Source organism: Mesorhizobium sp. M0998, from assembly GCF_040318885.1.
Taxonomy (GTDB): Bacteria; Pseudomonadota; Alphaproteobacteria; order Rhizobiales; family Rhizobiaceae; genus Mesorhizobium.
On record NZ_JAMYND010000010.1, the window covers coordinates 164865 to 189592 of the forward strand.

20 protein-coding genes are annotated in these 24728 nt (G+C 63.5%); 13 read left to right on the forward strand and 7 right to left on the reverse strand.

Translation table 11 applies throughout. The features are described 5' to 3' along the window. From NKH59_RS12535 to NKH59_RS12550, 4 genes are all read left to right on the forward strand, one after another. Entirely contained in the window at window positions 1-1182 is a 1182-nt protein-coding gene (locus tag NKH59_RS12535; RefSeq protein WP_352616976.1) for an acyl-CoA dehydrogenase family protein, read from the forward strand. Beyond that, window positions 1179-2534: an LLM class flavin-dependent oxidoreductase gene (locus NKH59_RS12540; RefSeq protein ID WP_352540171.1), complete on the forward strand. Its 1356-nt coding sequence runs from the start codon at window positions 1179-1181 to the stop codon at window positions 2532-2534. The genes NKH59_RS12535 and NKH59_RS12540 overlap by 4 nt, the downstream gene beginning before the upstream one ends. A 74-nt stretch (window positions 2535-2608) precedes the next feature. Then, on the forward strand, window positions 2609-3685 hold the full coding sequence (locus tag NKH59_RS12545; protein ID WP_353022114.1) for an LLM class flavin-dependent oxidoreductase: 1077 nt from the start codon (window positions 2609-2611) through the stop codon (window positions 3683-3685). A gap of 68 nt (window positions 3686-3753) precedes the next feature. Then, window positions 3754-4614 (forward strand): NADPH-dependent oxidoreductase, encoded by an 861-nt coding sequence (locus NKH59_RS12550; RefSeq protein WP_352540169.1) that lies wholly within the window; start codon window positions 3754-3756, stop codon window positions 4612-4614. 31 nt (window positions 4615-4645) lie between these two features. Here the strand turns inward: NKH59_RS12550 and gcvA are convergent, their stop codons facing one another. After that, on the reverse strand, window positions 4646-5656 hold the full coding sequence (gene gcvA / locus NKH59_RS12555) for a transcriptional regulator GcvA (RefSeq protein ID WP_352471368.1): 1011 nt from the start codon (window positions 5654-5656) through the stop codon (window positions 4646-4648). A gap of 342 nt (window positions 5657-5998) precedes the next feature. Between gcvA and NKH59_RS12560 the strand changes: the two genes are divergently transcribed. Both NKH59_RS12560 and NKH59_RS12565 read left to right on the forward strand, forming a co-directional pair. After that, on the forward strand, window positions 5999-7594 hold the full coding sequence (locus NKH59_RS12560) for an ABC transporter substrate-binding protein (RefSeq protein ID WP_352540168.1): 1596 nt from the start codon (window positions 5999-6001) through the stop codon (window positions 7592-7594). Between the two features lie 96 nt (window positions 7595-7690). Beyond that, window positions 7691-9286, forward strand: coding sequence for an ABC transporter substrate-binding protein (locus NKH59_RS12565; protein ID WP_353022115.1), 1596 nt, complete (start codon window positions 7691-7693; stop codon window positions 9284-9286). Between the two features lie 80 nt (window positions 9287-9366). Here NKH59_RS12565 and NKH59_RS12570 read toward each other — a convergent pair whose 3' ends face one another. Further along, the gene (locus NKH59_RS12570; RefSeq protein ID WP_352540166.1) at window positions 9367-10806 is read right to left on the reverse strand and encodes an FAD/NAD(P)-binding protein; all 1440 of its coding nucleotides are present in this window, start codon (window positions 10804-10806) and stop codon (window positions 9367-9369) included. 181 nt (window positions 10807-10987) lie between these two features. On the opposite strand from NKH59_RS12570, the gene NKH59_RS12575 reads away from it, so the two are divergent. Together NKH59_RS12575 and NKH59_RS12580 are read left to right on the forward strand one after the other, a co-directional pair. Then, window positions 10988-12349: an LLM class flavin-dependent oxidoreductase gene (locus tag NKH59_RS12575; protein WP_502908699.1), complete on the forward strand. Its 1362-nt coding sequence runs from the start codon at window positions 10988-10990 to the stop codon at window positions 12347-12349. After that, the gene (locus NKH59_RS12580; RefSeq protein WP_352540164.1) at window positions 12346-13437 is read left to right on the forward strand and encodes a rhodanese-like domain-containing protein; all 1092 of its coding nucleotides are present in this window, start codon (window positions 12346-12348) and stop codon (window positions 13435-13437) included. Before NKH59_RS12575 ends, NKH59_RS12580 begins: the two co-directional genes overlap by 4 nt. Before the next feature lie 36 nt (window positions 13438-13473). On the opposite strand, the gene NKH59_RS12585 is transcribed toward NKH59_RS12580, so the two are convergent. The 5 genes from NKH59_RS12585 to NKH59_RS12605 are packed head-to-tail and all read right to left on the reverse strand — an operon-like array spanning window position 13474 to window position 19880. Next, window positions 13474-14736 (reverse strand): FAD-dependent oxidoreductase, encoded by a 1263-nt coding sequence (locus NKH59_RS12585; protein ID WP_352540163.1) that lies wholly within the window; start codon window positions 14734-14736, stop codon window positions 13474-13476. 5 nt (window positions 14737-14741) lie between these two features. Further along, entirely contained in the window at window positions 14742-15959 is a 1218-nt protein-coding gene (locus NKH59_RS12590) for an acyl-CoA dehydrogenase family protein (RefSeq protein ID WP_352540333.1), read from the reverse strand. Window positions 15960-15977: 18 nt separating this feature from the next. Continuing rightward, window positions 15978-17015: an ABC transporter substrate-binding protein gene (locus NKH59_RS12595; RefSeq protein ID WP_352540162.1), complete on the reverse strand. Its 1038-nt coding sequence runs from the start codon at window positions 17013-17015 to the stop codon at window positions 15978-15980. A 9-nt stretch (window positions 17016-17024) separates the two neighbouring features. Then, the gene (locus NKH59_RS12600) at window positions 17025-18209 is read right to left on the reverse strand and encodes an LLM class flavin-dependent oxidoreductase (protein WP_353022120.1); all 1185 of its coding nucleotides are present in this window, start codon (window positions 18207-18209) and stop codon (window positions 17025-17027) included. A gap of 60 nt (window positions 18210-18269) precedes the next feature. Then, on the reverse strand, window positions 18270-19880 hold the full coding sequence (locus NKH59_RS12605; protein ID WP_352540160.1) for an ABC transporter substrate-binding protein: 1611 nt from the start codon (window positions 19878-19880) through the stop codon (window positions 18270-18272). A gap of 314 nt (window positions 19881-20194) precedes the next feature. On the opposite strand from NKH59_RS12605, the gene NKH59_RS12610 reads away from it, so the two are divergent. From NKH59_RS12610 to NKH59_RS12630, 5 genes are all read left to right on the forward strand, one after another. Continuing rightward, window positions 20195-21181: an ABC transporter permease gene (locus NKH59_RS12610; protein WP_353022121.1), complete on the forward strand. Its 987-nt coding sequence runs from the start codon at window positions 20195-20197 to the stop codon at window positions 21179-21181. Then, window positions 21181-22179 (forward strand): ABC transporter permease, encoded by a 999-nt coding sequence (locus tag NKH59_RS12615; protein ID WP_352471358.1) that lies wholly within the window; start codon window positions 21181-21183, stop codon window positions 22177-22179. The genes NKH59_RS12610 and NKH59_RS12615 overlap by 1 nt, the downstream gene beginning before the upstream one ends. A gap of 2 nt (window positions 22180-22181) precedes the next feature. Beyond that, the gene (locus NKH59_RS12620; protein WP_352471356.1) at window positions 22182-23180 is read left to right on the forward strand and encodes an ABC transporter ATP-binding protein; all 999 of its coding nucleotides are present in this window, start codon (window positions 22182-22184) and stop codon (window positions 23178-23180) included. Next, the gene (locus tag NKH59_RS12625; protein WP_352471355.1) at window positions 23158-24105 is read left to right on the forward strand and encodes an ABC transporter ATP-binding protein; all 948 of its coding nucleotides are present in this window, start codon (window positions 23158-23160) and stop codon (window positions 24103-24105) included. Before NKH59_RS12620 ends, NKH59_RS12625 begins: the two co-directional genes overlap by 23 nt. Window positions 24106-24124: 19 nt before the next feature. Continuing rightward, window positions 24125-24728: aldo/keto reductase (locus tag NKH59_RS12630; RefSeq protein ID WP_352918378.1), on the forward strand; the 604-nt coding region annotated here is incomplete at its 3' end.

A 24728-nucleotide genomic window follows, 5' to 3' on the forward strand; every position in this document is an offset into this window, starting at 1 on the left:
ATGACCTTCGATCCCGACACCTCCAATCCATGGATCGCCAAGGCGGTCGAGCTGCGCGACATCTTTGCCCGCGATGCGGTCGAGCGCGACCAGCTTGGCGGCAGGCCTACCGAACAGATCCGTCTGCTCAAGCAAAGCGGCCTGCTCACCATCGTGATCCCCAAGGAATTCGGCGGCGCCGGGGAACCCTATTCGACAGCGCTGAAGATCGGGCGCGAGTTCGCCAAGGTCGACGGCTCGATCGGCCATATCTACGGCTACCATTTCAGCGCGCTGATCGCCGCCAGGCTCAATTCGGACGAACCGCGCTCAGCCGATCTGCTACGGCGTTCGGCTGCCGGCGACTGGTTCTGGGGCAACACCGGCAACAGTTTTTCCAAAACGCTGTTCGGCCGCAAAGATGGCGAGTGGACGATCGTCAACGGTTTCAAACCCTTCGCCTCCGGCTCGCATGTCGCCGACTATCTTTCGACCTCGTGGGAAGACGAGGTCAGCGGCGAGAGGAAATTCGCGGCGATCCCCGCGAATCGCGAAGGCATCACCGTTCTCGACGACTGGGACGGCATCGGCCAGACGCAGACCGGCAGCGGCAAGGTCGCCTACAAGGACGTCAGGATCCACGACAGCGAGTTGGTGCGCGGTTGGGTCGACGCGTCGTTGCCAATCCGCACCATAGGCCCGCTGCAGCAGCAGAGCGTGTTGCTCAATGTCTTTGTCGGCACGGCCCAGGGCGCGCTGCTAGCGGCGCGAGATTATACGCTCAACAGTTCGCGGCCGTGGATGTATTCCGGCGTCGAGCGCCATATCGACGATCCATGGATCAAGCGGCAGTATGGCGAGCTCTGGGTCAAGACGCGGGCGGCGACGGCGCTGGCCGATCGCGCGGCGGCTGCGATCGATCATGCGATCGCGCGCGGCAAGGCGCTGACCGAGCAAGAACGCGGCGAGGCAGCGGTTGCCGTCGCCGCGGCCAATGTGCTGGCAGGCGATGTCGCGCTCGAAGTCACGACCGAGATATTCGAGGTGATGGGTGCCCGCTCCGCAGTGCGCAAATACGGCTTCGACCGCTTCTGGCGCAACGCACGCATTCACACCTTGCACAACCCTGCCGAATACAAGACCCGCACCGTCGGCACCTGGTATCTGACCGGCGCTTATCCCGAGCCCGGCGTCTTTCGATGAGCGGCCGGCAGCTCCATCTCAACGTCAACATCCTGCATGCCGGCTTCTCGCCGGCGGCATGGCGGATGGACGGCGTCGACCCCTATGCCGCCTTCACCGTCGACCACTATGTGCAGGTGGCGAAGATCGCAGAGCGCGCAAAGCTCGACGCCGTATTCCTTGCCGACCAGGCGGCGATATCGGACCGCATTGACTATCGTCCGATCACGTCGCTGGAGCCGACCATCGTGCTGGCGACGGTAGCCGCCGCAACCGAGCGCATCGGCCTGATCGCAACCGCTTCAACCAGCTTCAACGAGCCCTACAATATCGCCAGGCGCTTCGCGACGCTCGACCATGTCAGCGGCGGACGCATCGGCTGGAACATCGTCACCACGGCCGATCCCGCCTCGGCCCGCAATTTCGGCCTCAACGGTGCCATCGATCATGGCCGGCGCTACGAGCGGGCGGCGGAATTTGCTGACATCGTCAAGGCATTGTGGGACAGCTGGGAGGACGATGCCTTCATCGGCGACGTCGCCAGCGGGCGCTTCGTCGATGCCACCAAGGTTCACGCCATCGACCACAAGGGCGCACATTTCTCGGTGCACGGGCCGCACAATGTGCCGCGTTCGCCGCAAGGGCATCCGGTGGTCGTCCAGGCCGGCGGGTCCGATGACGGCAAGGACCTCGCCGCCCGCCACGCCGAAGCCGTGTTTTCCGCATCGCAATCTTTCGAGGAAGCGCTCGGCTATGCGCGGGAACTTAAGGCGCGTGCCGTCGCCTATGGCCGCACCGGCGGCGTGCCGCTCAACCTCGCCGGCCTAGCCACTATCATCGGCAGCACAGAGGGGGAAGCGGAGCGGCGGCAAGAAGAGCTGTGGGATCGCATTCCGCTCGACTACAGCCTTGGGCGGCTGTCCGGCGTGCTCGGCATCGATCGCGAGCGGCTGAAGCTCGATGAGAAGTTGCCGGAACGGATTCAACTGCCCCCCAACGGCGGCCACACCTTCTTCAAGGCCACGCTCGCGCTCGCCCGCAGCAATGATTTCACGGTTCGCCAGCTGATCCGGGCGCTGAACGGCAGCACTGGCCACCGCACCATCGTCGGCACGCCGGAGCAGATCGCCGACGATATCGAAAGATGGTTTGTCGCCGGCGCCGCCGACGGCTTCAACCTGATGCCGGACGTGCTGCCGACCGGACTGGAGGTCTTTGTCGATACGGTGGTGCCGATCCTGCGCCGGCGAGGGCTGTTCCGAACGGAATATGAAGGGCGCACGCTGCGCGACCATCTCGGCCTTATCAGGCCCGAAAGCCGCTTTGCACCGCAGCCGAGCAAGGCGCCAGGGCTGCTAGGGGCAGCCCTTTGAATGATCATCAAAATACGACGGAGCGGAAGGTCCTGCCATTGACCTCCATGCCCGGCCAAAATACAGGCCCGACAATGAGCGCTGACACCGAGTTTCTTTGGTACATCCCGAACCAGGTCGCTCCCGGTCACCGCGGCGAGCCGGCCGTCGAGAACCACAACAGCCTGGAGACGCTGACCAGCCACGCGAAGGCGCTTGAGGAATACGGCTGGAAGGGCGCGCTGATCGGTACCGGCTGGGGTCGGCCCGACACTTTTACTGTCGCGGCCTCGCTCGCCGCGCGGACCACCTCCTTCGAGCCGCTCATCGCGATCCGCCCGGGGTACTGGCGGCCGGCGCACTTCGCATCCGCCGTAGCCACGCTCGACCAGCTGACCGCCGGTCGCGTGCGTATCAACATAGTGTCAGGCAAGGACAACCTCGCTGCGTATGGCGACAGCGAAGGTGACCAGATACATCGCTATGCCCGTACCAGAGAGTTCATGCGCCTGGTTCGCAGACTTTGGACTGAAGAGAACGTGACCTTTGCGGGCGAGCACTTCCAGGTCACTGGCTCTACCGTGATGCCCCGCATCCATGTCCGTGGCGATCGTCGCCATCCCAAGCTCTACTTCGGCGGCGCGTCGGAGGCGGCGGAGCGGGTGTCGGCCAGCGAGGCGGATGTCCAGCTCTTCTGGGGCGAGCCGCTCGACGGCGTCCGGGAGCGGATCGAGCGGCTCAAAGCCTTGAGCAGGGAACTCGACCGAGACCTCCCGCCTCTGGAGTTCGGGTTGCGGGTCACCACGCTGGTCCGCGACACCGCTGGGCAGGCCTGGGCGGACGCAGAAGCGAAGGTCGACGAGATGGCCAAGGGCCAGGGAGCCGGCTGGAACGATCACGGTCAGGCGGTAGCGGTGGGCCAGCAGCGTCTGCTCGATCTGCACGCGCGCGGCGAGGTGCTGGACGACAATCTCTATACTGCGCCGGGCAAATATGGCGGCGGCGGCGCTGGCACCACCTGGCTGGTCGGCTCGGCCGCCGACGTCGCCCGCTCGCTCGGCAGATACCGGGATCTGGGCATCACGCATTTCGTGCTCTCGGACACGCCGTATCTTTCCGAGATCAAGCGGCAAGGCGATCAGTTGCTTCCGCTTTTGCGCAACGGGGCCTAAGCCGCGCTTCTTGAATGACCTGGGGTCGTCAGAACACCGGATAAGCCAGATTGCCAGTAGGGAAGACGATGTCACAGCCGGCCGCCTTCAGCATCCGCCCTTCCGACGCTGACCTGCGTGGTGAAGCGGCGCTACGGCGGCGTTATCGAGCGCCGCAAAGCGCGCATACCGGAACCTGGAACGAAGCCCTCGAGGCGATCCTTTCGCATCGCTCGGTCCGCAATTATCTCGCCAAGCCTCTTCCCGAAGGGACGCTGGAACTGATCGTCGCCGCCGCCCAGTCGGCGCCGACTTCTTCCAATCTCCAGGCGTGGAGCGTCATCGCGGTCGAGGATCCGGCGCGCAAGGCGCGGCTTGCCGAACTGGCGGCGATCAATCGCCATATCGAGCAGGCGCCGCTGCTGCTGGTCTGGCTGGCCGACCTGTCGCGGCTGCGCGCCATTGCCGAGGCAAACGGCCGGGTGGGCGAGGGGCTCGATTATCAGGAGAGCTTTCTGCTGGCCGTGATCGACGCCGCACTTGCCGCACAGAACGCCGTGGTGGCGACCGACGCGCTCGGGCTCGGCTCCTGCTACATCGGCGCGATGCGCAATCATCCGCAGGAGGTGGCGCGCGAACTCGGCCTCCCGCCGGAAACCGTGGCGGTGTTCGGCCTGACCGTCGGCTATCCCGATCTCCTGGCTGCGACTGACATCAAGCCCAGACTGCCGCAGGCTGCGGTGCTGCACCGCGAGCGCTATCGATCAGAGCCCGATCCGGACGATCTTGCAGCCTATAACCAGAGGCTTCGTTCATTCCAGCAGGAGCAGGCGATGCCTGTGGTCGACTGGACAGAGTTGGTTTCGAACCGTATCGGCAGCAAAGCAGCGCTGAAAGGCCGTGATCGCCTGGGCGAAGTGCTCAAAGCGCTGGGCTTCAAGCTCAAATAGGCGCGCGCCTGCTCGCGAGACCGCGGCGAGGCTATTCGGCCGCGATAATGGCGATGCGCGCCGGAAGCGCCGCCGGCGGTGGGACGTCGAGAGCGCCGAGCTGGCGCGCCTCGGCCTTCAGCCAGCCATGAAAGCGCTCGACCGTCTCCAGCTTCGCCTTGTGCGGCGTCGTCGCAAAATAATAGGAAAACTCGACCGGCTGCGGTGAGCCGAATGGACTGACCAGACGCCCCGCGGCGAGGTCAGGCTCGGCCAGCCGGAATTTGCCGAGACCGATGCCCTTGCCGGCAGCAGCTGCGTCGAGCACCAGTGACGATTGGCTAAGCCGTATACCGCCCTCGACAAAGCGGCCGGACAGGCCGTTGGATCTCAGCCAGCCCTTCCAGTCAGGGCAGCTTGGATCGCGTTCCGGACCGTCCTCATGCAGGATCGGTGCGTCACGCAGCCCCTCCGGCCCGCGATAGAGACCGTGCATGCGAGCAAATTCCGGGCTGCAGACGGGCAGCACCGCTTCCGAAAACAGCCGTTCCGTCAGCAGGCCGCTATAGGCGCCCGACCCGTAGCGGATGACGCAGTCGACGTCTTCGCTGGCAAAATCGGCAAGCCTGGTCGATGCGTCGACCAGCACTTCTAGGCCGGGTACCGCGTCGCGCAGTGCGTCGAGGCGCGGGATCAGCCATTTGCTGGCGAAGGAGGGCGCGACCGACACTTTGATCGGCGCATCCTCCTCGTCGCCGGAAATCCGCGCGACCGACTCGACAACGACGTCGAAAGCCTCGGTGAGGCCGGGCATCAGCGCCTGGCCGGCCGACGTCAGCAGAAGCTCGCCACGGTTGCGATGGAACAGCGGTTGACCGAGGTGATCCTCGAGCAGGCGGATCTGCTGGCCGATGGCGGCAGGCGTCACATGGAGTTCTTCGGCCGCCCGCGTAAAGCTCAGGTGGCGGGCGGTTGCGACAAAAGCGCGAAGCGACGTCAGCGGCGGAAGCCTCGCCAGCGTCGGCCGCAGCTTCCTTGATTTTGCGCGAATGAGATCGACCATGGAGCGCATTCAACACGTTCAGGCCGGGCGCGACGAGGGCGGGCTTTGCGCCAAAGTGCCCGGTGGAAAATTTCGTTTGCCGCAGCGTCGCGGCAGCGGGAACGGAAATCTAAAAAATCGTAATGTCTACAATTCTTGTAGAAATAAGATCGGAGCGCTGATTTGGGCGTCGAGCAGCTTTGCCAGATCCTGGAATGAAACGGTCGTGCGAAGCGGTGCTTTCGGCAGACGATAGAAAATCATTCTTCCGGTTTTGCGGCGTGGCAGGGATCATCGCGTCGAGGCGCCGGAGTGTGTTCGGCCGCCGGATGCCATCGTAGCCGTTTTCCGGAGCTCAAGGCCATGTCTGTCAATCGTCGTCATTTCAACCAGCTGCTGTTGCTTGGCGGTGCGAGCTTCGCATTGCCCGGGGTTTCCTTCGCTGCCGAAGGAACGCCGGTCCAGGGTGGCACGCTCAACTGGGCCTACTATCCCGACCCCACGTCGCTGATTGCCATCAACACCTCGTCGGGCACCGGCCAGGCGATCGGTCCCAAGGTGAATGAAGGTCTGCTTGATTTCGCCTATGACCTCAGCCCGAAACCGCTGCTGGCGACGGAGTGGTCGATCAGCGATGACGGCCTGCGCTACACCTTCAAGCTGCGCGAGGGCGTCAAATGGCATGACGGCAAGGACTTCACGTCGGAAGACGTTGCCTTCACCATCTTCCGGCTGAAGGAGGCGCATCCGCGCGGCCGCATCACCTACCAAAACGTGACCGTGGTCGAGACGCCCGATCCGCACACCGCCATCATCGTGCTTTCAAAGCCGGCGCCCTATCTGATCACGGCACTGAGCAGCTCGGAATCACCGATTGTGCCGAAGCACGTCTACGAAACGTTCAAGCCGGCGGAACAGCCGAAGCTCGAACAGACGATCGGCACCGGTCCCTTCATTCTCAAGGAATGGGTGCCCGGCAGCCATCTGATCTTCGACCGCAATCCGGATTATTGGGACGCGCCTCGGCCCTACCTCGACCGCATCGTCCTGCACGTCATCCTCGACCCGGCCGCGCGTTCGGCGGCTCTTGAAACCGGCGAGATCGATATCGGCGCCAATCCCGTGCCGCTGGCCGACATCGAACGGCTGAAGGCAAACCCCGCTCTGGTCGTCGACACCAACACCTACGCCTATTCCGGCCCACAGCAGCAATTGTTCTTCAATTACGAGAACGAAATCCTGACCAAGCGCGATGTGCGCCTTGCCATCGCCCACGCAATCGACCTGCAGAAGCTGGTCGACATCGCGCTCTACGGTTATGCGCAGGTATCGCCGAGCCCGATCAGCACGGCGCTGCCCAAATGGTATGACCCCAGCATCAAGGCGCGCGAGCCCGATACCAAACTGGCGGAGAAGCTGCTCGACGACGCCGGCTATCCGCGTGGCGCCGATGGGACGCGCTTCAAGCTCCGGCTTGCCTACAACGCGTTCCTGCCGGCGTCCTATGCCGATTTCATCAAGCAGTCGTTGGCGACGGTCGGCGTCGATGCCGAGATCCTCAAGCTTGACCTGTCGACGTTCCTGAAGACCGTCTACACCGACCGCGCCTGGGACTTGGTGGTCGAGTCGCTGTCGAACACCTTCGATCCGACGCTCGGCGTCCAGCGCGCCTACTGGTCGAAGAACTTCAAGATCGGCCTCGTCTTCTCCAACGCTAGCCACTACGCAAACCCCGAGGTCGACCAGATCCTCGAAGCCGCGGCAATCGAGCCCGACGAGACCAAGCGGCGCGAGCTCTGGTACAAATTCCAGCACATCATCCATGACGACGTGGTGTCGGTCGATCTGGTCGCCGCCGGCGCCCAGATCGTCGCCAACAACAAGGTCCGGGATTTTGCGCCCGGCGCTCAGGGGATCAACAACAGCTTCGCGCAGATATGGCTCGCGCCAAACGCCTAAGCGTTCTGCAAGCCCTCTGGTTGGGACCGGCGCGTGAAAACGACGATCCCGACTTTTCTCCATCAAAGATAAATCGCGCAATTCGGAGTACCGACCATGACCATCAATCGACGCCTGTTCAATCAGTTCCTGCTGCTGGCCGGCGCGAGTGCTGGACTTCCCGCCGGGGCATTCGCAGAAGACGCAAAGCCGGTGGCCGGAGGCACGCTCAACTTCGTCTACTATCCCGAGCCCAACCAGATCGTTTCCATCAACACCAGCGCTGGCGGACCGGCCACCATCGGTCCGAAGATTTTCGACGGCCTGCTCGCCTACGACTACGATCTCAATCCGCGACCGCAACTGGCCACCGAATGGTCGATCAGCGACGACGGGCTCGAATACGTCTTCAAGCTACGCCAGGGGGTGAAGTTCAGCGATGGCCATGATTTGACCTCCGAGGACATGGCCTTTTCTATCTCCCGGCTGCGCGAAGCGCATCCGCGCGGGCGCATCACCTTCCAGAACGTCACCGACATCGACACGTCGGACCCGCATATCGTGAAGATCAAATTGTCGAAGCCATCCGCCGCCCTGATTTCGGGGCTGGCCGCGACGGAATCGCCTGTCGTGCCCAAACACATTTACGAGAAGCTGAAGCCGGCCGACGATCCGTCCTTCGAGCAGATCATCGGCAGCGGGCCGTTCGTGCTGAAGGAATGGGTAAAGGGCAGCCACATCCTCGTCGAAAAGAATCCGACCTATTGGGATGCGCCTAAACCCTATCTCGACCGGATCATTTTCCGCTTCATCACCGATCCGGGCGCGCGCGCCGCGGCGCTCGAAACGGGCGAGGTCGACATCGGACCGAACCCGGTGGCCTTCGCCGATCTGGAGCGTTTCAAGGCGCTGCCGCAATTCGTCGTCGACAGCACGGTCTTCGCCTATAGCGGCCCGCTGCACCAACTGATCATCAACCTCGAAAACCCGATCCTGAAGGAGAAGAAGGTCCGTCAGGCAATCGCGCACGCGATCGACCTCGACGCGATCAATGCAATCGTGTTTTACGGCTATGGCCAAGTCTCGCCGACGCCGATCAGCGTCGTCAACAAGAAGTATTTCGATCCCGATGTGAAGGCCGCGACGTTCGATACGGTGCTCTCGGAAAAACTGCTCGACGAGGCCGGTTTCAAGCGTGGGGCTGACGGCGTACGCTTCAAGCTCAGGCTCACCAACAATCCCTACAACCCGTGGGGCTATGCCGACTTCCTCAAGCAGGCATTGGCCAAGATCGGCATCGATGCCGAGATCGAAAAATTCGACTTCGGCACCTATGTCAAAACCATCTACACCGACCGCACTTGGGACCTGTCGACGGAATCCTGCGGCAACATCTTCGATCCGAGCGCCGGCGCACAGCGGCTCTACTGGTCGAAGAACATCAAGAAAGGGCTGCCGTTCTCCAACGGCGCGCACTATGAGAACCCGGAGGTTGACCGGTTGCTGGAAGCCGCATCGGTCGAGCTAGACGAGGCCAAGCGCAAGCAGCTCTTCTTCAAGTTCCAGGAGATCATCGCCGACGAGTTGCCGATCATCAATCTGATCGCGCCACCGACCATCATCATCGCCCGCAAAACCGTCAAGAACTACGCGCCTGGCGCCGAAGGCCTGTCAGCGAATTTCGCCGACGCCTATCTCGACCCGAACGCCTAAATCTGCCGGGCAATCATGAGAGAAGGGCCGCATAGAGCTGCGGCCGTTTTCGTTTCTTCCATTTCGCAAAGCTGGTAACTTCAGGCCAAAGCACGCAGCCTTGGGCTGGCGCCGACCAGAAGGCCGGCAAGGGCTATGGCCTGCGCTAGTTGTTCGCCGATCGAGCTCGATTCCCAGGCGACGCCGCGCAGCGGATGGCCGATGGCGAACAGATTGCCATGGGTCTTGCCGTTACCGGCAATCACTTGGCCGCCATGCGTCGCGTCGATGCCGAAGCCGGTCGCATGGGGCCTGACGATGCCGTTCTCAAGCAGGCTGCGGACGAATGGATCGGCGATCCGCCGCCAATCATGCTCCTGATGGCCGCGGCAGTTGACGACGCCGTCGAAGCGCAACCGTTCGACCGCGCCGGTATCACGCCAGCGGATTTCAGCGACGATGCCGTTTGCCTGCGGATGGAGTGCCAGCACCCGTCCCGCTCGACCCGTCCAACGGCCTTGGCTTCGCGCCAGTGCCACGCGCTCAAAGCTCGGTGGCGCCGCGCGGTGCGCGGTGACATCCCAGAAGGCGCGCAGATGGCGTGCGAACTTCAAGCGCTCCTTGTCGGTGGCGCCTTGCCACAAGGCCAGGATCCACGGCCGGATCGTCAGCGGCAGCCCTTGCCAGTCCAGGCCGGTGGGTTCGATTGCCCGGCGTTCGGCCTTGACCAGTGCGAGAAGCGCCCTGGTGGTTTTCGGCAGCGGCCGCCCGGCGAGGAAATCGCGCCACGCTTCCGCGTTGCGCCGAGGTTCGACGATCTGTCCGCGCCGCGACACGACGCGATAACCGCCCTTGAAGCCGCGCGCTTCCATGCTGGCGACGACGTCGACCATGCTGAGGCTGGAGCCGATCAGCAGCAGTTCCTTGCTGCCGGCGAGCCGATCGAGCGCCGCCGAATCCCAGGGATTGGCGACATAACGGGGATCGCTGACGATGGCTGCTTCCGTGGTGGACGGCTGGCTCTGGAACACCCCGGTTGCCAGTACCGCCTCATCCGCCAGCAATTGCTGGCTATCGCTGGTGCCGACGCATACCCCGGACGGACCGGTCAGCATGTCGACGGCGGATGCCTTGATGTGGCGCAGCGAAGAACGCGGATCTGCTTCTCTGATCGCTCTCGTCAGTTCCGACTGGACATAGCTGCCGAACAGCCAGCGCGGCGGGCTTGAGTCCGGGACATCCTCGGGCGGTGTCCAGCCGTGCTCCGGCCCATTCGCCATAAGCCAGCGAACGAGGTGATCGGGATCGTCCGGATGCAGCGAGAAGATGCGCGCCGCGCCGTTGACGAGGTGTTGTGGATCGACGGTGCTATAGGCAACGCCGCGACCAAGCTCGGCCCGGCGCTCGATGATGGTGATTGCCAGCGGCTCAGTTGAACGGTCGAGCAGCTTGATCGCGGTAACCGCGCCGGCAAAGCCGCCGCCAACGATGATGATTGAACGAGGGATCGAGCGTAGCGGGGAGGAAGGGGTATGAAGCATCAAGAACCTTTGCGACGCCGGTGGTCGTGGCTCCAGCCCATCGCCCCGGCAACGATCATCGTGCTTTCCCGTAACCCGATGTCAAAAAACAATAATTGCCAGCTGACGAAAGGCATTCTTTCACTCAGCGGGTTTGGCAGGCGCTAGATAGGAACGCCCTTTGCGACCAGCCCGAGAACCGCTGATGACTGAAAATCGAAAGATAAGGCTTGGAGCCTTTGTTCGCGGATCGGGCCATCATGTCGCTGCCTGGCGCCATCCCGATGTGCCTGCCAATCCGGGCCTGAGCTTCAAGCACTATGCGGACGCCGCGCGCACTGCCGAGCGTGGCCTGTTCGACATGGTGTTTCTGGCCGACAGTCTCAGCGCGCGCAATGGCGAGCAGCCGATCGACACCTTCGAGCGCACCGGCCATGTCGTGCATTTCGAGCCGCTGACGCTTTTGTCGGCGCTCTCGACCATCACGCAAGGGATCGGGCTCGTTGCGACCGCCTCGACCACCTATTGGGAGCCGTTCCACTTGGCGCGGCTGTTCGCTTCGATCGATCATCTCAGCGGCGGCAGGACAGGCTGGAATGTCGTCACCTCAGCCGATGCGCCGGCGGCGGCGAATTTCAGCCTCGACCAGCATCCCGTTCATGCCGACCGTTACGCCCGCGCCGAGGAATTCGTCGCTGTCGCGCAGAAGCTTTGGGACAGCTGGGACGACGATGCCTTCGTCGCCGACAAGGCTTCGGGGATCGCCATCGACCGGCGCGGCATCCACGCCCCGGACCATGCCGGCCGGCATTTCCGCGTCAAGGGACCGCTCAACGTCGCTCGCCCACCGCAGGGCCATCCCGTCATCGTCCAGGCGGGCTCGTCCGATGCCGGCCAGCACTTGGCGGCGCGGACGGCGGAGGTGGTTTTCACCGCCCACCCGACCATCGAATCGGCGCGCGGCTTTTACGGCGAACTGAAAGGCCGGCTGGGCTCGTTTGGCCGCTCCGCCGACAGCTTGAAGATCATGCCCGGTGTCTTCCCGGTCGTCGCACCGACGCGCACGGAGGCCGAGGACAAGTTCGATGCGATCCAGCGCCTGGTCGATCCTGTGGTTGGTGTGGCGCTGGTTTCAGGATTGCTCGGCGGTGTCGATCTTTCCGGCCATTCACTCGACGGACCGTTGCCGGAACTGGGCAGTTCCGATGCCGTGAAGAGCCGCCTGAAAGTCGTTTCCGAATTGGCCGCGAGCCGGAACCTGACCATCCGCCAATTGTATCTCGCCGTTGCCGGCGCGCGCGGCCATTTCCAGATCGTCGGCACGCCAAAGGATGTGGCCGACATGATGGAGGAGTGGTTCGCCGGTGGCGCGGCGGACGGCTTCAACGTCATGCCGCCGATCCTGCCGACGGGCCTCACCGATTTTGTCGACCTCGTCATTCCGGAGCTGCAGCGGCGGCGTCTGTTCCGGACTGCTTACGAAGGCGGGACGTTGCGCGAGAACCTCGGCCTTGCGCGTCCGATCCGTGGCGCCGCTGAACAGCAAGAGAGGAAAGCATCATGAGCGACAGGACGATCGATTCGAAAATGTTTCGCCAATGGCTGGCGGATGGCGAAGAACTGGCGGTGCTAGACATTCGCGACAGCGCGACTGTCGGATACGCATCGCCGCTGTTCGCCACCAACCTGCCCGCGGCTCAGGTCGAGGCCGAGATCGACCGCTTCATCCCGCGCAAATCGGTGCGCACCGTGCTGGCGGACGACGGCAGCGGCGTTGCCGAGCAACTTATCGAACGACTGGTGGGGTATGGCCGTACCCAGCTGTTTTCGCTGAACGGTGGAATTCCGGAATGGACGCAAAGCGGCGTTGAAGACCTGCCGACCTTCGATACGCCGGGCGTCGATTTTTCGCTGGCGATCCGCGACGAGAAGGGGACCCCGGTCGTCAGCGTTGAAGAGCTCGCGGTGCTCAGAGGCCGAGGCGCCGACGTGGTGGTGCTCGACAGCCGCACGGTGGCGGAGTTCGAAAAGGACCATGTGCCGGGCGCCATCAGCGTGCCGGGCGCCGAGCTGGTGCTACGCTTCGCCGACCTGGTGCGTTCACCGGAGACGCAGGTTGTCGTCTCCTGCGCCGGCCTGCCGCGCGCCATCATCGGGGCGCAGACACTGATCGATGCCGGCGTGCCCAACCGGGTCGCCTATCTGCACGACGGCACCAGGGCATGGCGCGAGGCCGGTCTTGCACTCGAAACCGGCAAGACCGCAATCTATGGTCCGGCAAGCGAGGATGCCAAGCGTTTCGCCGGGGAGCACATCGCAAAGCTTGCCGAAGGCGACAGCTTTCCCCGCATCAATGCGGCCACGGCCGCAAACTGGGCGAAGGACGAAACGCGGACGACCTACCTGCTTGACGTGCGCACGCCCGACGAGTTCGCCGAAGCGCATATTCCGGGGTCGATCGCGTCTGAGGGCGGGCAGTTGCTCGGTGTCGCCTATCGCACCATCGCCGTGCGCGGCGCCCGCGTCGTGCTGATCGACGATCTGCTCGGTGTCCGCGCGGCGACGACGGCGCATTGGCTGCAGCGGCGCGGCTTCGAGATCGCGATCCTCTTGTACGACTTCCAGTCGACCAGCCTGGTGGAAGCGGCGTAGGGCAGGAGCACTGTCAGGCGATTTTTTCGGGGGCCACTATTCGGCGGCTTCCGATTGGCGGCGACGGCCCGCCAGCACGTTCTTCTGCATCGCCGTCAGCGAAGACCGCACGGCTTTGGCGCCGTGCTCCAGCATCTTGGCCTCATACTCCGACAGCGCCTGGAGAAGCGGCTTGTCGCCGCGTTTGGCGGCCACCAGCTCCGGCACCAGCAGTCCGGCGTCGTAGATCGCGGTGTTGCCGCCAAGCGCGCGAAAATAGGTCATGGCGTGGATGGCATCGCCAAGCAGCGTCACCGGTTTCGTCGGCCAGGGATCGACAGGCTCGGAGCTGTGGACATGAAGCAGCGCCACCGTCGATGGGTCGGTGTAGCGGATGAGGTTGAGGATTTCCGGGTTCCAGTGGGCGATCTTCGAGATCAGCAGGTCGATCAGTTCTGAACCGGAGAGCTTTGCCAGCGCGTCGTCCGTGGCAAGTTCGTTCTTTTCATAGGCGGTGTTCCACCAGACATAGCTGGTGGTGTTGTTGAAATGGAAACCGGAAAAATCCTTGTGGGTGGCGTCGTCCAGCCCGATCAGTCCATGCTTTCGGAAGGCGTCGACATTGACCCTGTGGCTGGTGACCATAAGCCCATGACCTTCGGTTGGCCTGACGCCGGCATTGTAGTCGAGTAGCACCGGCGAGATCTGGTGAAGGGCTGCGGCATGCAGCGTCATCTTGCCGGCCAGCCGCCTGACGCCGGTGTCGAAGCTCCTGGCATGCGGCGCCAGTTGCTGGCGCACGCGCGAGCGGGCGCCGTCGGCACCGACCAGCACATCGGCATGGATTGTCGAGCCATCCTCGAAATGCGCTACGACCGAACCATCCGGCTGCTCGTCGTAGCGGGAGAAGACCTTGCCGTAGCGCACGATGCCGTCGAGGCCGGACAACAGCACCTGGCGCAGCGTGATACGGCTTACCGATTTTTCGATATGCGTGTCGTCGGCCTCGCCCGGCGCGTTGCCGCCGCCCCAGGCATCCTCGCCCAGGATGTTGAAATTCTCGTCGAGCAGGATGTTGCGATCCGGCGCCTGGCCGAGCGTGGCGACAAAAGCGTCGTAGAGTTCCGGCGGTAAATTGGCGATCAGCGAATCGATGCCGCGCTGGCGGATGCGCAGACGAAAACCCTGGACATAGTCGGTGCGGGCGCGGTCCTTCTCGAAGACCGCGACACTGATGCTGTTCTTCTTCAGGCCTTGCGCCAGTGTCAGGCCGCCGGGGCCTCCGCCGATAATGGCGACTTCGACATGTTCTGTTGTCATGGCGCTCAACCGACCGCCACGAGCCTGGGCTTGCCAGCGGCAATAGCCGGTGTCTCGGCCAACTGCCGGGCGGTATGGCGGCTGAGCGTCGCCTTGGCGGCGATCGTGCGGATCATGTGGTTCTGCGGTGCGTGGGAACGGGCGGTCAGCGCATCACGGTGGTGGCGCTCAAGCTGGAAATCTCTGTTAAGGCCTGGATTGCCGGCAACCTCCAGCGCCAGCGAGGTGACGGCAACGGCATTGTCGATGACGACATGCCTGACCGTCATGCCGTCGGTGCCCACAGGCCGGCCGGCGTCGACATCTTCGGCGAGTGAACGCAGCAGCCGCGCGCTGCTCGCAAGCCGAACCTCTATGTCGCCCAGCCCTGACTGGATGTGCGGCACGGTCGACAGCGGCGCACCAAGACTTGCCGGCGCGTGCGTGCTGACAAAGGAGACCAGCCGGTCACGGGCAGCACGGGCGGCACCGTGGTAGACAGCGCCGATCAGCGAAAAGAAGAACGCCGTCGCGCTTTCCTCGCGCCTCAGCGGCTCGGATGCCGGCTGCGCCTCGGTGATGTCTTCGGCAGGAACCGCAACATTATCCAGAATGATGTCGTCGCTGGCCGTCGCCCGCATGCCGGCGGCGTTCCATGTCTTTTCGACGCGAAATCCAGGCGCGTCGGTCGGCACCAGGAATGAAGCCAGACGCGGCTGCGGCTCGTCGGTCAGCGCCAGCAAGTTCACCCATTTCAGAATAGGAATGCCGGTGACGTAGTTCTTGTGGCCGGATATCCGCCAGACGTTGCCGTCCCGCCGGGCAATGGTTTCGGGCGGCTTGCCATGAGCTGGCGAGCCGATCCGGGGCTCGGCCTGGGCGGCGTTGATCAGGGCAGGGCCAAGACGCCCGGCCTCGACAATCCGCTGAACCAGATGGCGCGGCCATTTTCCGGATTTCCGCATCGCATACTGGCTGTTGTAGTGCATGGCCAGCACCAGCGCTGTCGACGGCTCGCCACGACCGATCTCGGCGATCACCGCCTGTGCTTCCGTCAGCCCGCCACCGAAGCCGCCATGTTCGCGCGCCGTGACCAGGCCAAGCAGCCCCGCCTGGTGAAGCCGGTCGAAATTGGCGAATGGGAATTCCCCGGTCGCGTCGTGATGCGCGGCGGTCAGCGCGAAGTCGTCGGCGAGGCCGGCCACTTTCTCGAGGAGTTGCGGAAACTCGGCAATTGTCGACATCATGACGTTGGCTTTCTCTCAGGCGGCGGCCCGAATGTTCACCAGATCGAGCGGCCGGCGATCGACCCAGTGCTCGACGTCGAAATCGCCGGCGAGGAAGCCCCAGTCGCGCAGGAAACTCTTATAGTGGGAAACCGCTGCGACGAGCTCAGGCTGCAGTCCGAGGCCGAGATGCTTATGGACATCCGGACCATTGGCGGCCAGCACCTGTTCCTCGGTGGCCCCGGCTTCGCGGGCAACAAAGCGCTGCGTCTCTTCCGGATGCGCCTCGGCCCAGGCACTGGCGCGCAGGATGGTCTCGATCAGTCGCGCGACCAGATCGGGGCGTTGTTCCGCCAGCAGTTCATCGACGGTCAGCACGCGCGGCGAACCGGAATTGATGCGGATGTTCGGGTCGGGGTGGAAGCCGAATTCCACGACCTGGATGGCGCCGATCAGATTGGCGACATTGATGCCGGCCGTGCCCTTGACATAGATGGCGTCGACCTCGCCCCGGATCAGGGCTGCGGCTTCCTCGCCATAGGCCTGCTTGCGCTTGAGGCCGAACAGCGACGGTCCTTCCTGGCTGTCGAGCACGCTGTCGGCCAGCGCTATGTCGACGATCTCGACGTCGCCATAGCCAAGGCCCTCGAGCGAGAGCGCCGAGACCAGTCCCTTCAACGCCGTCGCTCGCATGAAGTCGACGATTCCCTCGGGGCGCCGGGCGATGCCGAAGCGACGGCCTTTCAGGTCCTGGATTGTCCTGATGCCGGAACCGGGCAGGGCGATGATTGCCTGGAATTCGTCGGTCCAGGTGATGCCGACGAGACGCGTCTTGCGCCCTTCGGACCGCGCGCGGATCGGCGGCACGTTGCCGCCGTGGCGGAACGACCAGTCGAGCGTGTGGTTGAAATGGCTCTGGCGGATGTCGCGATTGGGCGAATCGATGATCGACTTCAATTCAATCCCCTCCTTGCGAAAGGTCTCGTCGAGAAGCCCGAGCTGTGCGGCGAGCCCGACAGGCGTCGGCACCGGGCAGCGTGTGTACCAGATTTCGGAGATCGCAGTCGCGGTCATGATGGCTCCTTAGGTGTTGCGCAGGCCGGCCTGCTTCATCAGCGGCAGGATGTTCTCGCCGAAGAATTCGAGGTCAGGCTTGAAATCGAAGAAGGACAGCTGCAGGCCGTCAATGCCGGCGTCCTTCAACTTGACGAACCGGTCGACGATCTGTTCGGGCGTGCCGATGAGATAAATGTTGCCGCCGACCTTGGCGTAGGGATCGTCGCGGCCCTGGCGTCCTTTCCAGGCCTGGGCATCGCTGTTGAAGGTCTGGAAGCCTTTCGGCGTGCGGCTGTCGGCATGGGCGACGATCTCATCGGCGACCGCCCAGGCCTCCTTCTCGGTCGGCCTGCTGATGACCAGCGGGTTGAGCAGCGTGCGCACGGTGCGGCCGACGCCGAGGGCTGCGTCCTTCACCTTCTTCGTATGCGCCGGCAGCGCTTCCAGCGCGCTGGCGATGTCGGAGCCGGCCGGGCTGGTGACGAAGACGATGTCGGAATAACGGCCGGCAAAGGAAATGCCGGCGTCGGAGCCGGTGGCATTGACCAGGATCGGCCGTCCATAATTCGGCTTGGGCGTGACGAAGCCGCCATTGAGCTTCCAGCTCGATTCTCCGGAGAATGAGAAATTCTCGTCGTCCTGCCACAGTCGCTGCAGCACTTCGACGAACTCGGCGGCGAGTTCATAGCGGCGGTCGTGCTCGATACGGTTCCAGCCGAACATTTCATGTTCGACGGCGCGATGGCCGGTGACGACGTTGATGCCCCAGCGGCCGCCGGAGATGTGGTCGAGTGTGGCGCCGAATTTCGCCAGATGCAGCGGGTGCCACGGGCCGTAGAGAACATGCATGGTCGAGATCAGCATGATCTTCTTGGTGATCGCGGCCATGGCCGCGACGGAGACGAAACTGTCCAGCGCCTGGCCGTTGAAGACACCGCCATAACCGCCCTTGGGCAGCCACTGGCTGAGCGCGAAGACGAGGTCGAAGCCAAGCTCCTCGGCCTTCAACGTCAGGTCGCGATTGTAGTCGAAGCGCCAGTCGGTCGAGCGCGGCAAGGTCGAGTTGGTCCAGCCACCGGCCTGGATCGGCAAGAATAGCCCGAGCAGCACCGGCTGCTGAAGCGCTTTCGACAGCGGGCTGTCCGGATAGTCGGTCGGCGCCTTGAAGAAGGGCGTGCCGACGATGGAACCAGGCTTGTGGGCGAGCGTCATGGCGAACTTTCGCGGGTGGAGGAAGGGAACCCGTGCGAAGGACCGCGCACGGGTCAGGGCTCAGGCGACGATATGGGCGGTTGCGAGGGAGCCGGCATTGCCCTCGGCGCCCACCGTGTGACCGGCTATGCGCCTGTTGTAGAGGGTGATTTCCGGTTGGCTGACGATGCCGATATCGGGCAGGTCCTCGACAAGGATCTGCTGGATCGCGGCCCATTGCTCGAAGCGCTTTTCGTGGTCGACCTCGACGGCGGCCGCTTCAAGAAGTTCGTCGACCTTGGCATTGCTGTATTTCGAACCGTTGGAGAACGGCACGCCGGGTTTGAAATTTTTCGACCAGTAGAGGCGCTGTACGCCTACCGTCGGGTCGAACAGATTGCTCATGCCGTTGAAGGTGAAGTCGAAGTCGCGGTCGGTGTAGATGCGCTTGGTGTAGGTGGCGAAATCCTGGCTGCGCACGGTGACCTCGATCCCGACCGCGGCCAATGCCTGCTTGATGTAATCGGCGCCGCGCTTGTAGGTTTCGCCGCTCGGGACATAGTCGTGGACAAGCTTGAGCCGGGTACCGTTGGCGTCGCGCGGCAAGCCTGCTTCATCGAGCAGTTTATCGGCGGCGGCCGTGTCGACCGGATAGGTCTTCAGGTCGGCGACGAACCACTTCTTCAGATTGGGGTTGATCGGGCCTGGAATGGTTTCGCCATAGCCATAGTTGATCGTCTCGCGGATGACGTTGCGGTCGATGACATGGGCGAAGGCACGGCGGACGCGAACATCCTGGAAATAGGCTTTCTCCAGGTTGAATTCGACCCGGCTGATGCCATTGGAATATTGGTAGCCCTGCTTCTCGAAGCCGATATGCGGCAGCGTCTCAAAACGCTGCAAATCGCTGTACGGAATCGGCGTTGCCGGCGCCAGATCGATCTCGCCGGTCTCCAGCGCCAGCGCGCGCGCCGAAGCGTCCGGGATGAAGCGCACGATCAACCGGTCGAGATAGGGGCGCGGTGCGTCCCAGTAGTCAGGATTGCGTTCGTAAACGATGTGGCTGCCGCGCACCCATTCTTTGAAGACGAACGGGCCGGTGCCGACCGGAGCGACGTTGACCGGATTTTCGGCTGCCTTTGTGCCGTCATAGAGGTGCTTCGGCACGATTGGCGTTTCGGCCGCAGCCAGGGCCGTGATCAAGTAAGGCGCCGGCCTCGACAGAACCAGCGCTACGGTCAGCGGATCCGGCGTCTGGATGTCTACAAGGTTGAGGAAGGTGTTGCGGCCGCGCGGATGAACCTCTCTGATCGTGGTGATCGAATAGGCGACGTCGGCGGCGGTGAACGGCTGGCCATCATGCCACTTCACGCCTTCGCGCAGCTTGAAGGTGTATTGCAGCCCATCGCCACTGACTGACCATTGTCTGGCCAGGGATGGGCGCGGCGTGAGATCGAAATCATAGGTCAGCAGGCCCTCGGTGGTCTTTGCCGAGACGTAGACCGAATTGAATGCCGTGTGGGCGATGGTCGTCAGCACAGGCGGCTCAGCCGAGAGCACCAGCGTCGCCGTTCCACCCTGTTTCGGCTCGGCGGCGTAGGCGCTGCGCGATGCAGGCAACAGGGTCGCTCCGAGCGCGGCCGCCGAGATGCCGAGGAACCTGCGGCGGTTCGGACTGAGGAAATGAGACATAGCGTCCTGGTCCTTTTTTGCTGCCGGACCCGATCGGCCGATCGTCGGCCGCCAGGCTAAAAATCCGTCGTTCCAAGAGCGGGCCCGTTTGCGAAAAGATTTGGCCGACCTGCTCCCGCGCTTAAGATTTCATACTTCAAACAGCTAAGTTTGTAGTATGAAATAAAATTCTATTCTGCAATGAAGCCATTTGCAGGATAAAATTTCTTAAATCAGGTTTGACAATGTCTATAAATCTTGTCAACTAAAAAGCGCGGAACTTTCCGGGAAACAGCAAACCCGCATCGTCAGCCACAGCCGGGATAGCGAAAACGATGTCGACCCTGACGCGCATTGGCAGAACCTTCCGGCGCACCGCCATCCAGGCGGTGCCGACCGTTCTGGGCATCGTCATCCTGAACTTCTTCCTGCTGCAGCTCGCGCCCGGCGATGCCGCCGATGTCATGGCCGGCGAGGCTGGCTCGGCCACTGTCGAAACGATGGCGGCGCTTCGCCAGCGCTTCGGGTTCGACAATCCGCTTCTCGTCCAGCTGTTCAACTATCTCTACAATCTGGCGCATTTCAGCCTCGGCTTTTCGCCGCGCTACGGCATGCCGGTCGCCGACCTGATCGGCCAGCGGCTGCCCGGCACGCTAGTGCTGATGGCGGTGGCTCTGGCCGTCGCCATTGTGCTCGGCCTCGCCCTTGGATCGGTGATGGCGGTGTTTGCCGGGCGCCTGCCGGATCGTGTGCTCTCCGTTATTTCGCTGCTGTTCTATTCAATCCCGGGTTTCTGGATCGGCTTGATGCTGATCGTGCTGTTTTCGGTCAAGCTCGGCTGGCTGCCGAGCGGCGGCTCGGGAACCATCGGCAGCAACCTGACCGGCCTTGCCGGGCTCTGGGACAGGGCGCGCTACATGATCCTGCCGGCACTGTCGCTGGCGCTGTTCTACGTGGCGATCTATGCGCGGCTGACACGAGCGGCGATGCTGGAGGTCCAGTCGCAGGACTACGTGCGCACCGCCGCAGCCAAGGGCCTGCCGCCGGCCATCATCACCATTCGCCATGTCCTGCGCAACGCGCTGATCCCCATTACCACCATGGCCGGCATGCATGTCGGCGGCATGCTCGGCGGCGCCGTGGTTGTCGAGACTGTCTATTCCTGGCCCGGCCTCGGGCGTCTCGCCTTCGAAGCGGTCATGGGCCGCGATTTCACCGTGCTGCTCGGCATCCTTCTGTTGTCGTCGCTGCTGGTGATCATCGCCAACGCGACCGTCGATCTTCTGCACGCCTGGCTCGATCCCCGCATCGGAGTACGCTGATGGCTTCCACCGATTTCGCCGCGGGCGATGCCCGTTCCCGCCGTCTCCATGCCGATGCCCGCGGGCCCGCGGCACCGCCTGAACCCGAGGCAAAGAGTTGGAGCAATCTCCACGCGCCCGACGCACGCTCCGCTTCGGCAGCGTCGGTGCCGATAGCCGCTGGCGGGCGTGCGCTGAAGGTTTTCCTGCGCAATCCCAACGCCATGTTCGGCGTTGTGTTCCTGTCACTGGTCGTGCTGGCCGCACTGCTGGCACCAGTCCTCTATCCGGCCGATCCGCTATCGATGGTGGCGCGGCCCTTCCTGTGGCCGGGCCAGAACCCAGCCTTCCCACTGGGCACGGACTCCATGGGCCGCGATGTGCTTTCGGGCATTCTGCATGGCGCACGGATTTCGCTGTTCGTCGGCCTGGTGGCGACCGCGCTCGGCCTCAGCTTCGGCATCCTGGTCGGCGCCGCCGCCGGCTACTTCGGCGGCTGGATCGACGACCTGCTGGTGCGCCTGATCGAGATCTTTCAGACCATACCGAGCTTCGTGCTGCTGGTCGTCATGGTGGCGATCGCGCAGCCGACCGCGCCTGTCGTGACAGTGGCGATCGCCGTCATCACCTGGCCGACGGTGGCGCGGTTGACCCGCGCCGAGTTCCGGGCCATCCGCGAGAAGGATTTCGTCATGGCCGCCCGCAGCCTCGGCTACGGCCATGTCCGCATTATCTTCCGCGAGATCCTGCCCAATGCGCTGCCGCCGTTGATCGTGACCTCGTCGGTGATGGTGGCGACCGCGATCCTGATGGAATCGGCGCTGTCCTTCATGGGCCTCGGCGATCCCAACGTCGTCAGCTGGGGCTCGATGATCGGAGCGGGCAGGGAATTGATCCGCACCGCTTGGTATCTGACAGCGCTTCCGGGACTGGCGATCGTCTTTACCGTGCTGGCGCTGAACCTGATCGGTGACGGCCTCAACGACGCGCTCAACCCGCGCTTCTCACAGGAGCGATAGAGATGGCGGCTCCTTTGCTCAGGATCGACAATCTGACGGTTCGCTTCCCGACCGCCGAGCCGGTCAGCCGGCTGAGCTTCGAGGTCGGTGAGGGCGAGACGCTGGCGATCGTTGGTGAATCAGGCTCCGGCAAGTCGCTGACCGCGCTCGCCCTGATGCAGCTTCTGCCGCGCTCGGCGAAAATACCCAATGGCAGGATCGAATTCGCCGGCAAGGATCTGCTTGGTCTCGACCAGAAGGCTATGCGGAGCCTGCGCGGACGCGAGATCGCCATGATCTTCCAGGAGCCGATGACGTCGCTCAATCCGGTGCTGACCATCGGCCGGCAGATCACCGAGGTGCTGACGCTGCACGAAGGCATACGCGGCAAGGCAGCGCGGAACCGTGCCATCGAGCTTCTCAATCTGGTTCGCATTCCCGATCCGCAGCGGCGCATCGATGACTATCCGCACCAGCTTTCCGGCGGCATGCGCCAGCGCATCATGATTGCCATCGCCGTCGCCTGCCGGCCGCGCCTGCTGATTGCCGACGAACCGACGACGGCGCTCGACGTGACCATCCAGGCGCAGGTGCTCGACCTGCTCGATACGCTGCGCCGCGAACTGTCGATGGCTGTCATGCTCATCACCCACGATCTTGGTGTCGTGGCACAATGGGCCGACAAGGTCGTCGTCATGTATGCCGGCCGCAAGGTTGAACAGGCGCTGCCGGACGCACTGTTCAGAACACCCCTTCACCCCTATACGCGCGGCCTGCTGGCGGCGTCGCCGCGGCTGAAGACCAATCTCCACTACCGCGACGCCAGGCTGACGGAGATTCCCGGCAGTATCGTCTCGGCCGCCGGCGAAAAGGGCTGCCCGTTCCGCCCGCGCTGCGCGGTGGCGCGCGACAGCTGCGCCCATTTCGTACCCGACCTCGTCGAGGTGAGCGAGGATCGTCTAGTCGCCTGCCCCTACAGCTTCATTCCGGAGGTTGCGCATGGCGCTGCTCTCGGTCTCTGACCTTTCCACCCATTTCCACGCCCAGGGCGGCACGCTGCGCGCCGTCGATGGCGTATCCCTCGAAGTCGGACGCGGCGAGACGGTTGGTCTCGTCGGCGAAAGCGGTTGCGGAAAATCGACGCTAGGCAAGACCATCATGCGGCTGGTCGACCCGACTAGCGGCAGGATCGAGTTCAACGGCACCGACATCACCGTTCTCGACACGCGCCGGCTGAAGGCGGCGCGCCGTAATATCCAGATGATCTTCCAGGATCCGTTCGCATCGCTCAATCCGCGCCACACGATCGGCGACATCCTGACAGCACCACTGAAGGTCCATGGCATCGGCAACACGGCCGAGCGGCGCACCATCGTCGAGGACATCATCGAGCGTGTCGGTCTGCCGAGGGATTCGCTTGGCCGCTACCCGCATGAATTTTCCGGCGGGCAACGCCAGCGCATCGGCATCGCCCGGGCGCTGATCCTCAATCCGGAACTGGTTGTGTGCGACGAGCCGGTGTCGGCGCTCGACCTTTCGATCCAGGCGCAGATTCTGAACCTGCTGGTCGACATGAAACGTCAGCTCGGCCTGTCCTATCTCTTCATTTCGCACGATCTATCAGTCGTTCGCTATTTCGCCGACCGGGTGCTGGTGATGTATCTCGGACGCATTGTCGAAAGCGCCGACAATGCGGCGCTGTGGACCTCGCCAAAGCATCCCTACACGCGCGCGCTGATGGATGCCGTGCCGGACCCGGCGCGCCGACGTCAGGCCGCGCCGATCCATGGCGATCTGCCAAGCCCGCAGAACATCCCCAGCGGCTGCCGTTTCCATACCCGCTGCCCGCTGGCGACCGATCTGTGCCGTTCGCAGGAACCGGCGTTCCGAGCGATCGCGCCGGGACACCATGTCGCCTGCCACTACGCCGAACCAACCATCAACTGAAATTCAACGGAGCAGAAAAATGTCCGACTACCGCTATCTTGGCCGCAGCGCCCTGAAGGTTTCGCCGCTCAGCCTGGGCACGATGATGTTCGGCGGGCCGACCGAGGAGACGGTCGCGCATCGCATCATCGACAAGGCGCGCGAGCAAGGCATCAACTTCATCGACACCGCCGACGTCTACCACAACGGCAAGTCCGAGGAAGTCGTCGGTCGCGGTATCAAGGTGACGCGCGATCATTGGGTCGTGGCGACCAAGTTCGTCAACTCGCATGACAAGGGGCCTAATCTCGGCGGCCATTCGCGCAAATGGGTGATCCAGACGGTCGAGAACAGCCTGCGGCGCCTGGGAACAGACTATATCGACCTGTTCTACTTCCACCGCGCCGTCTTCGATGCGCCGCTGGAAGAGCCGGTGCGGGCGATCGCCGACCTGATCCGCCAGGGCAAGCTGCGCTATTTCGGCGTCTCCAACTTTCGTGGCTGGCGCATCGCCGAAGTCGCGCATCTGGCCGATGAACTCGGCATCGACCGGCCGGTAGCCAGCCAGCCGCTCTATAACATCGTCAACCGCACCGCCGAGGCCGAACAGCTGCCGGCGGCCGCCTACTACGGTCTTGGCGTCG

Coding starts and splice junctions, on each gene's coding strand:
- NKH59_RS12535 (WP_352616976.1), top strand. CDS start 1: ATGACCTTCGATCCCGACACCTCCAATCCATGGATCGCCAAGGCGGTC.
- NKH59_RS12540 (WP_352540171.1), top strand. CDS start 1,179: ATGAGCGGCCGGCAGCTCCATCTCAACGTCAACATCCTGCATGCCGGC.
- NKH59_RS12545 (WP_353022114.1), top strand. CDS start 2,609: ATGAGCGCTGACACCGAGTTTCTTTGGTACATCCCGAACCAGGTCGCT.
- NKH59_RS12550 (WP_352540169.1), top strand. CDS start 3,754: ATGTCACAGCCGGCCGCCTTCAGCATCCGCCCTTCCGACGCTGACCTG.
- gcvA (WP_352471368.1), bottom strand. CDS start 5,656: ATGGTCGATCTCATTCGCGCAAAATCAAGGAAGCTGCGGCCGACGCTG.
- NKH59_RS12560 (WP_352540168.1), top strand. CDS start 5,999: ATGTCTGTCAATCGTCGTCATTTCAACCAGCTGCTGTTGCTTGGCGGT.
- NKH59_RS12565 (WP_353022115.1), top strand. CDS start 7,691: ATGACCATCAATCGACGCCTGTTCAATCAGTTCCTGCTGCTGGCCGGC.
- NKH59_RS12570 (WP_352540166.1), bottom strand. CDS start 10,806: ATGCTTCATACCCCTTCCTCCCCGCTACGCTCGATCCCTCGTTCAATC.
- NKH59_RS12580 (WP_352540164.1), top strand. CDS start 12,346: ATGAGCGACAGGACGATCGATTCGAAAATGTTTCGCCAATGGCTGGCG.
- NKH59_RS12585 (WP_352540163.1), bottom strand. CDS start 14,736: ATGACAACAGAACATGTCGAAGTCGCCATTATCGGCGGAGGCCCCGGC.
- NKH59_RS12590 (WP_352540333.1), bottom strand. CDS start 15,959: ATGTCGACAATTGCCGAGTTTCCGCAACTCCTCGAGAAAGTGGCCGGC.
- NKH59_RS12595 (WP_352540162.1), bottom strand. CDS start 17,015: ATGACCGCGACTGCGATCTCCGAAATCTGGTACACACGCTGCCCGGTG.
- NKH59_RS12600 (WP_353022120.1), bottom strand. CDS start 18,209: ATGACGCTCGCCCACAAGCCTGGTTCCATCGTCGGCACGCCCTTCTTC.
- NKH59_RS12605 (WP_352540160.1), bottom strand. CDS start 19,880: ATGTCTCATTTCCTCAGTCCGAACCGCCGCAGGTTCCTCGGCATCTCG.
- NKH59_RS12610 (WP_353022121.1), top strand. CDS start 20,195: ATGTCGACCCTGACGCGCATTGGCAGAACCTTCCGGCGCACCGCCATC.
- NKH59_RS12615 (WP_352471358.1), top strand. CDS start 21,181: ATGGCTTCCACCGATTTCGCCGCGGGCGATGCCCGTTCCCGCCGTCTC.
- NKH59_RS12620 (WP_352471356.1), top strand. CDS start 22,182: ATGGCGGCTCCTTTGCTCAGGATCGACAATCTGACGGTTCGCTTCCCG.
- NKH59_RS12625 (WP_352471355.1), top strand. CDS start 23,158: ATGGCGCTGCTCTCGGTCTCTGACCTTTCCACCCATTTCCACGCCCAG.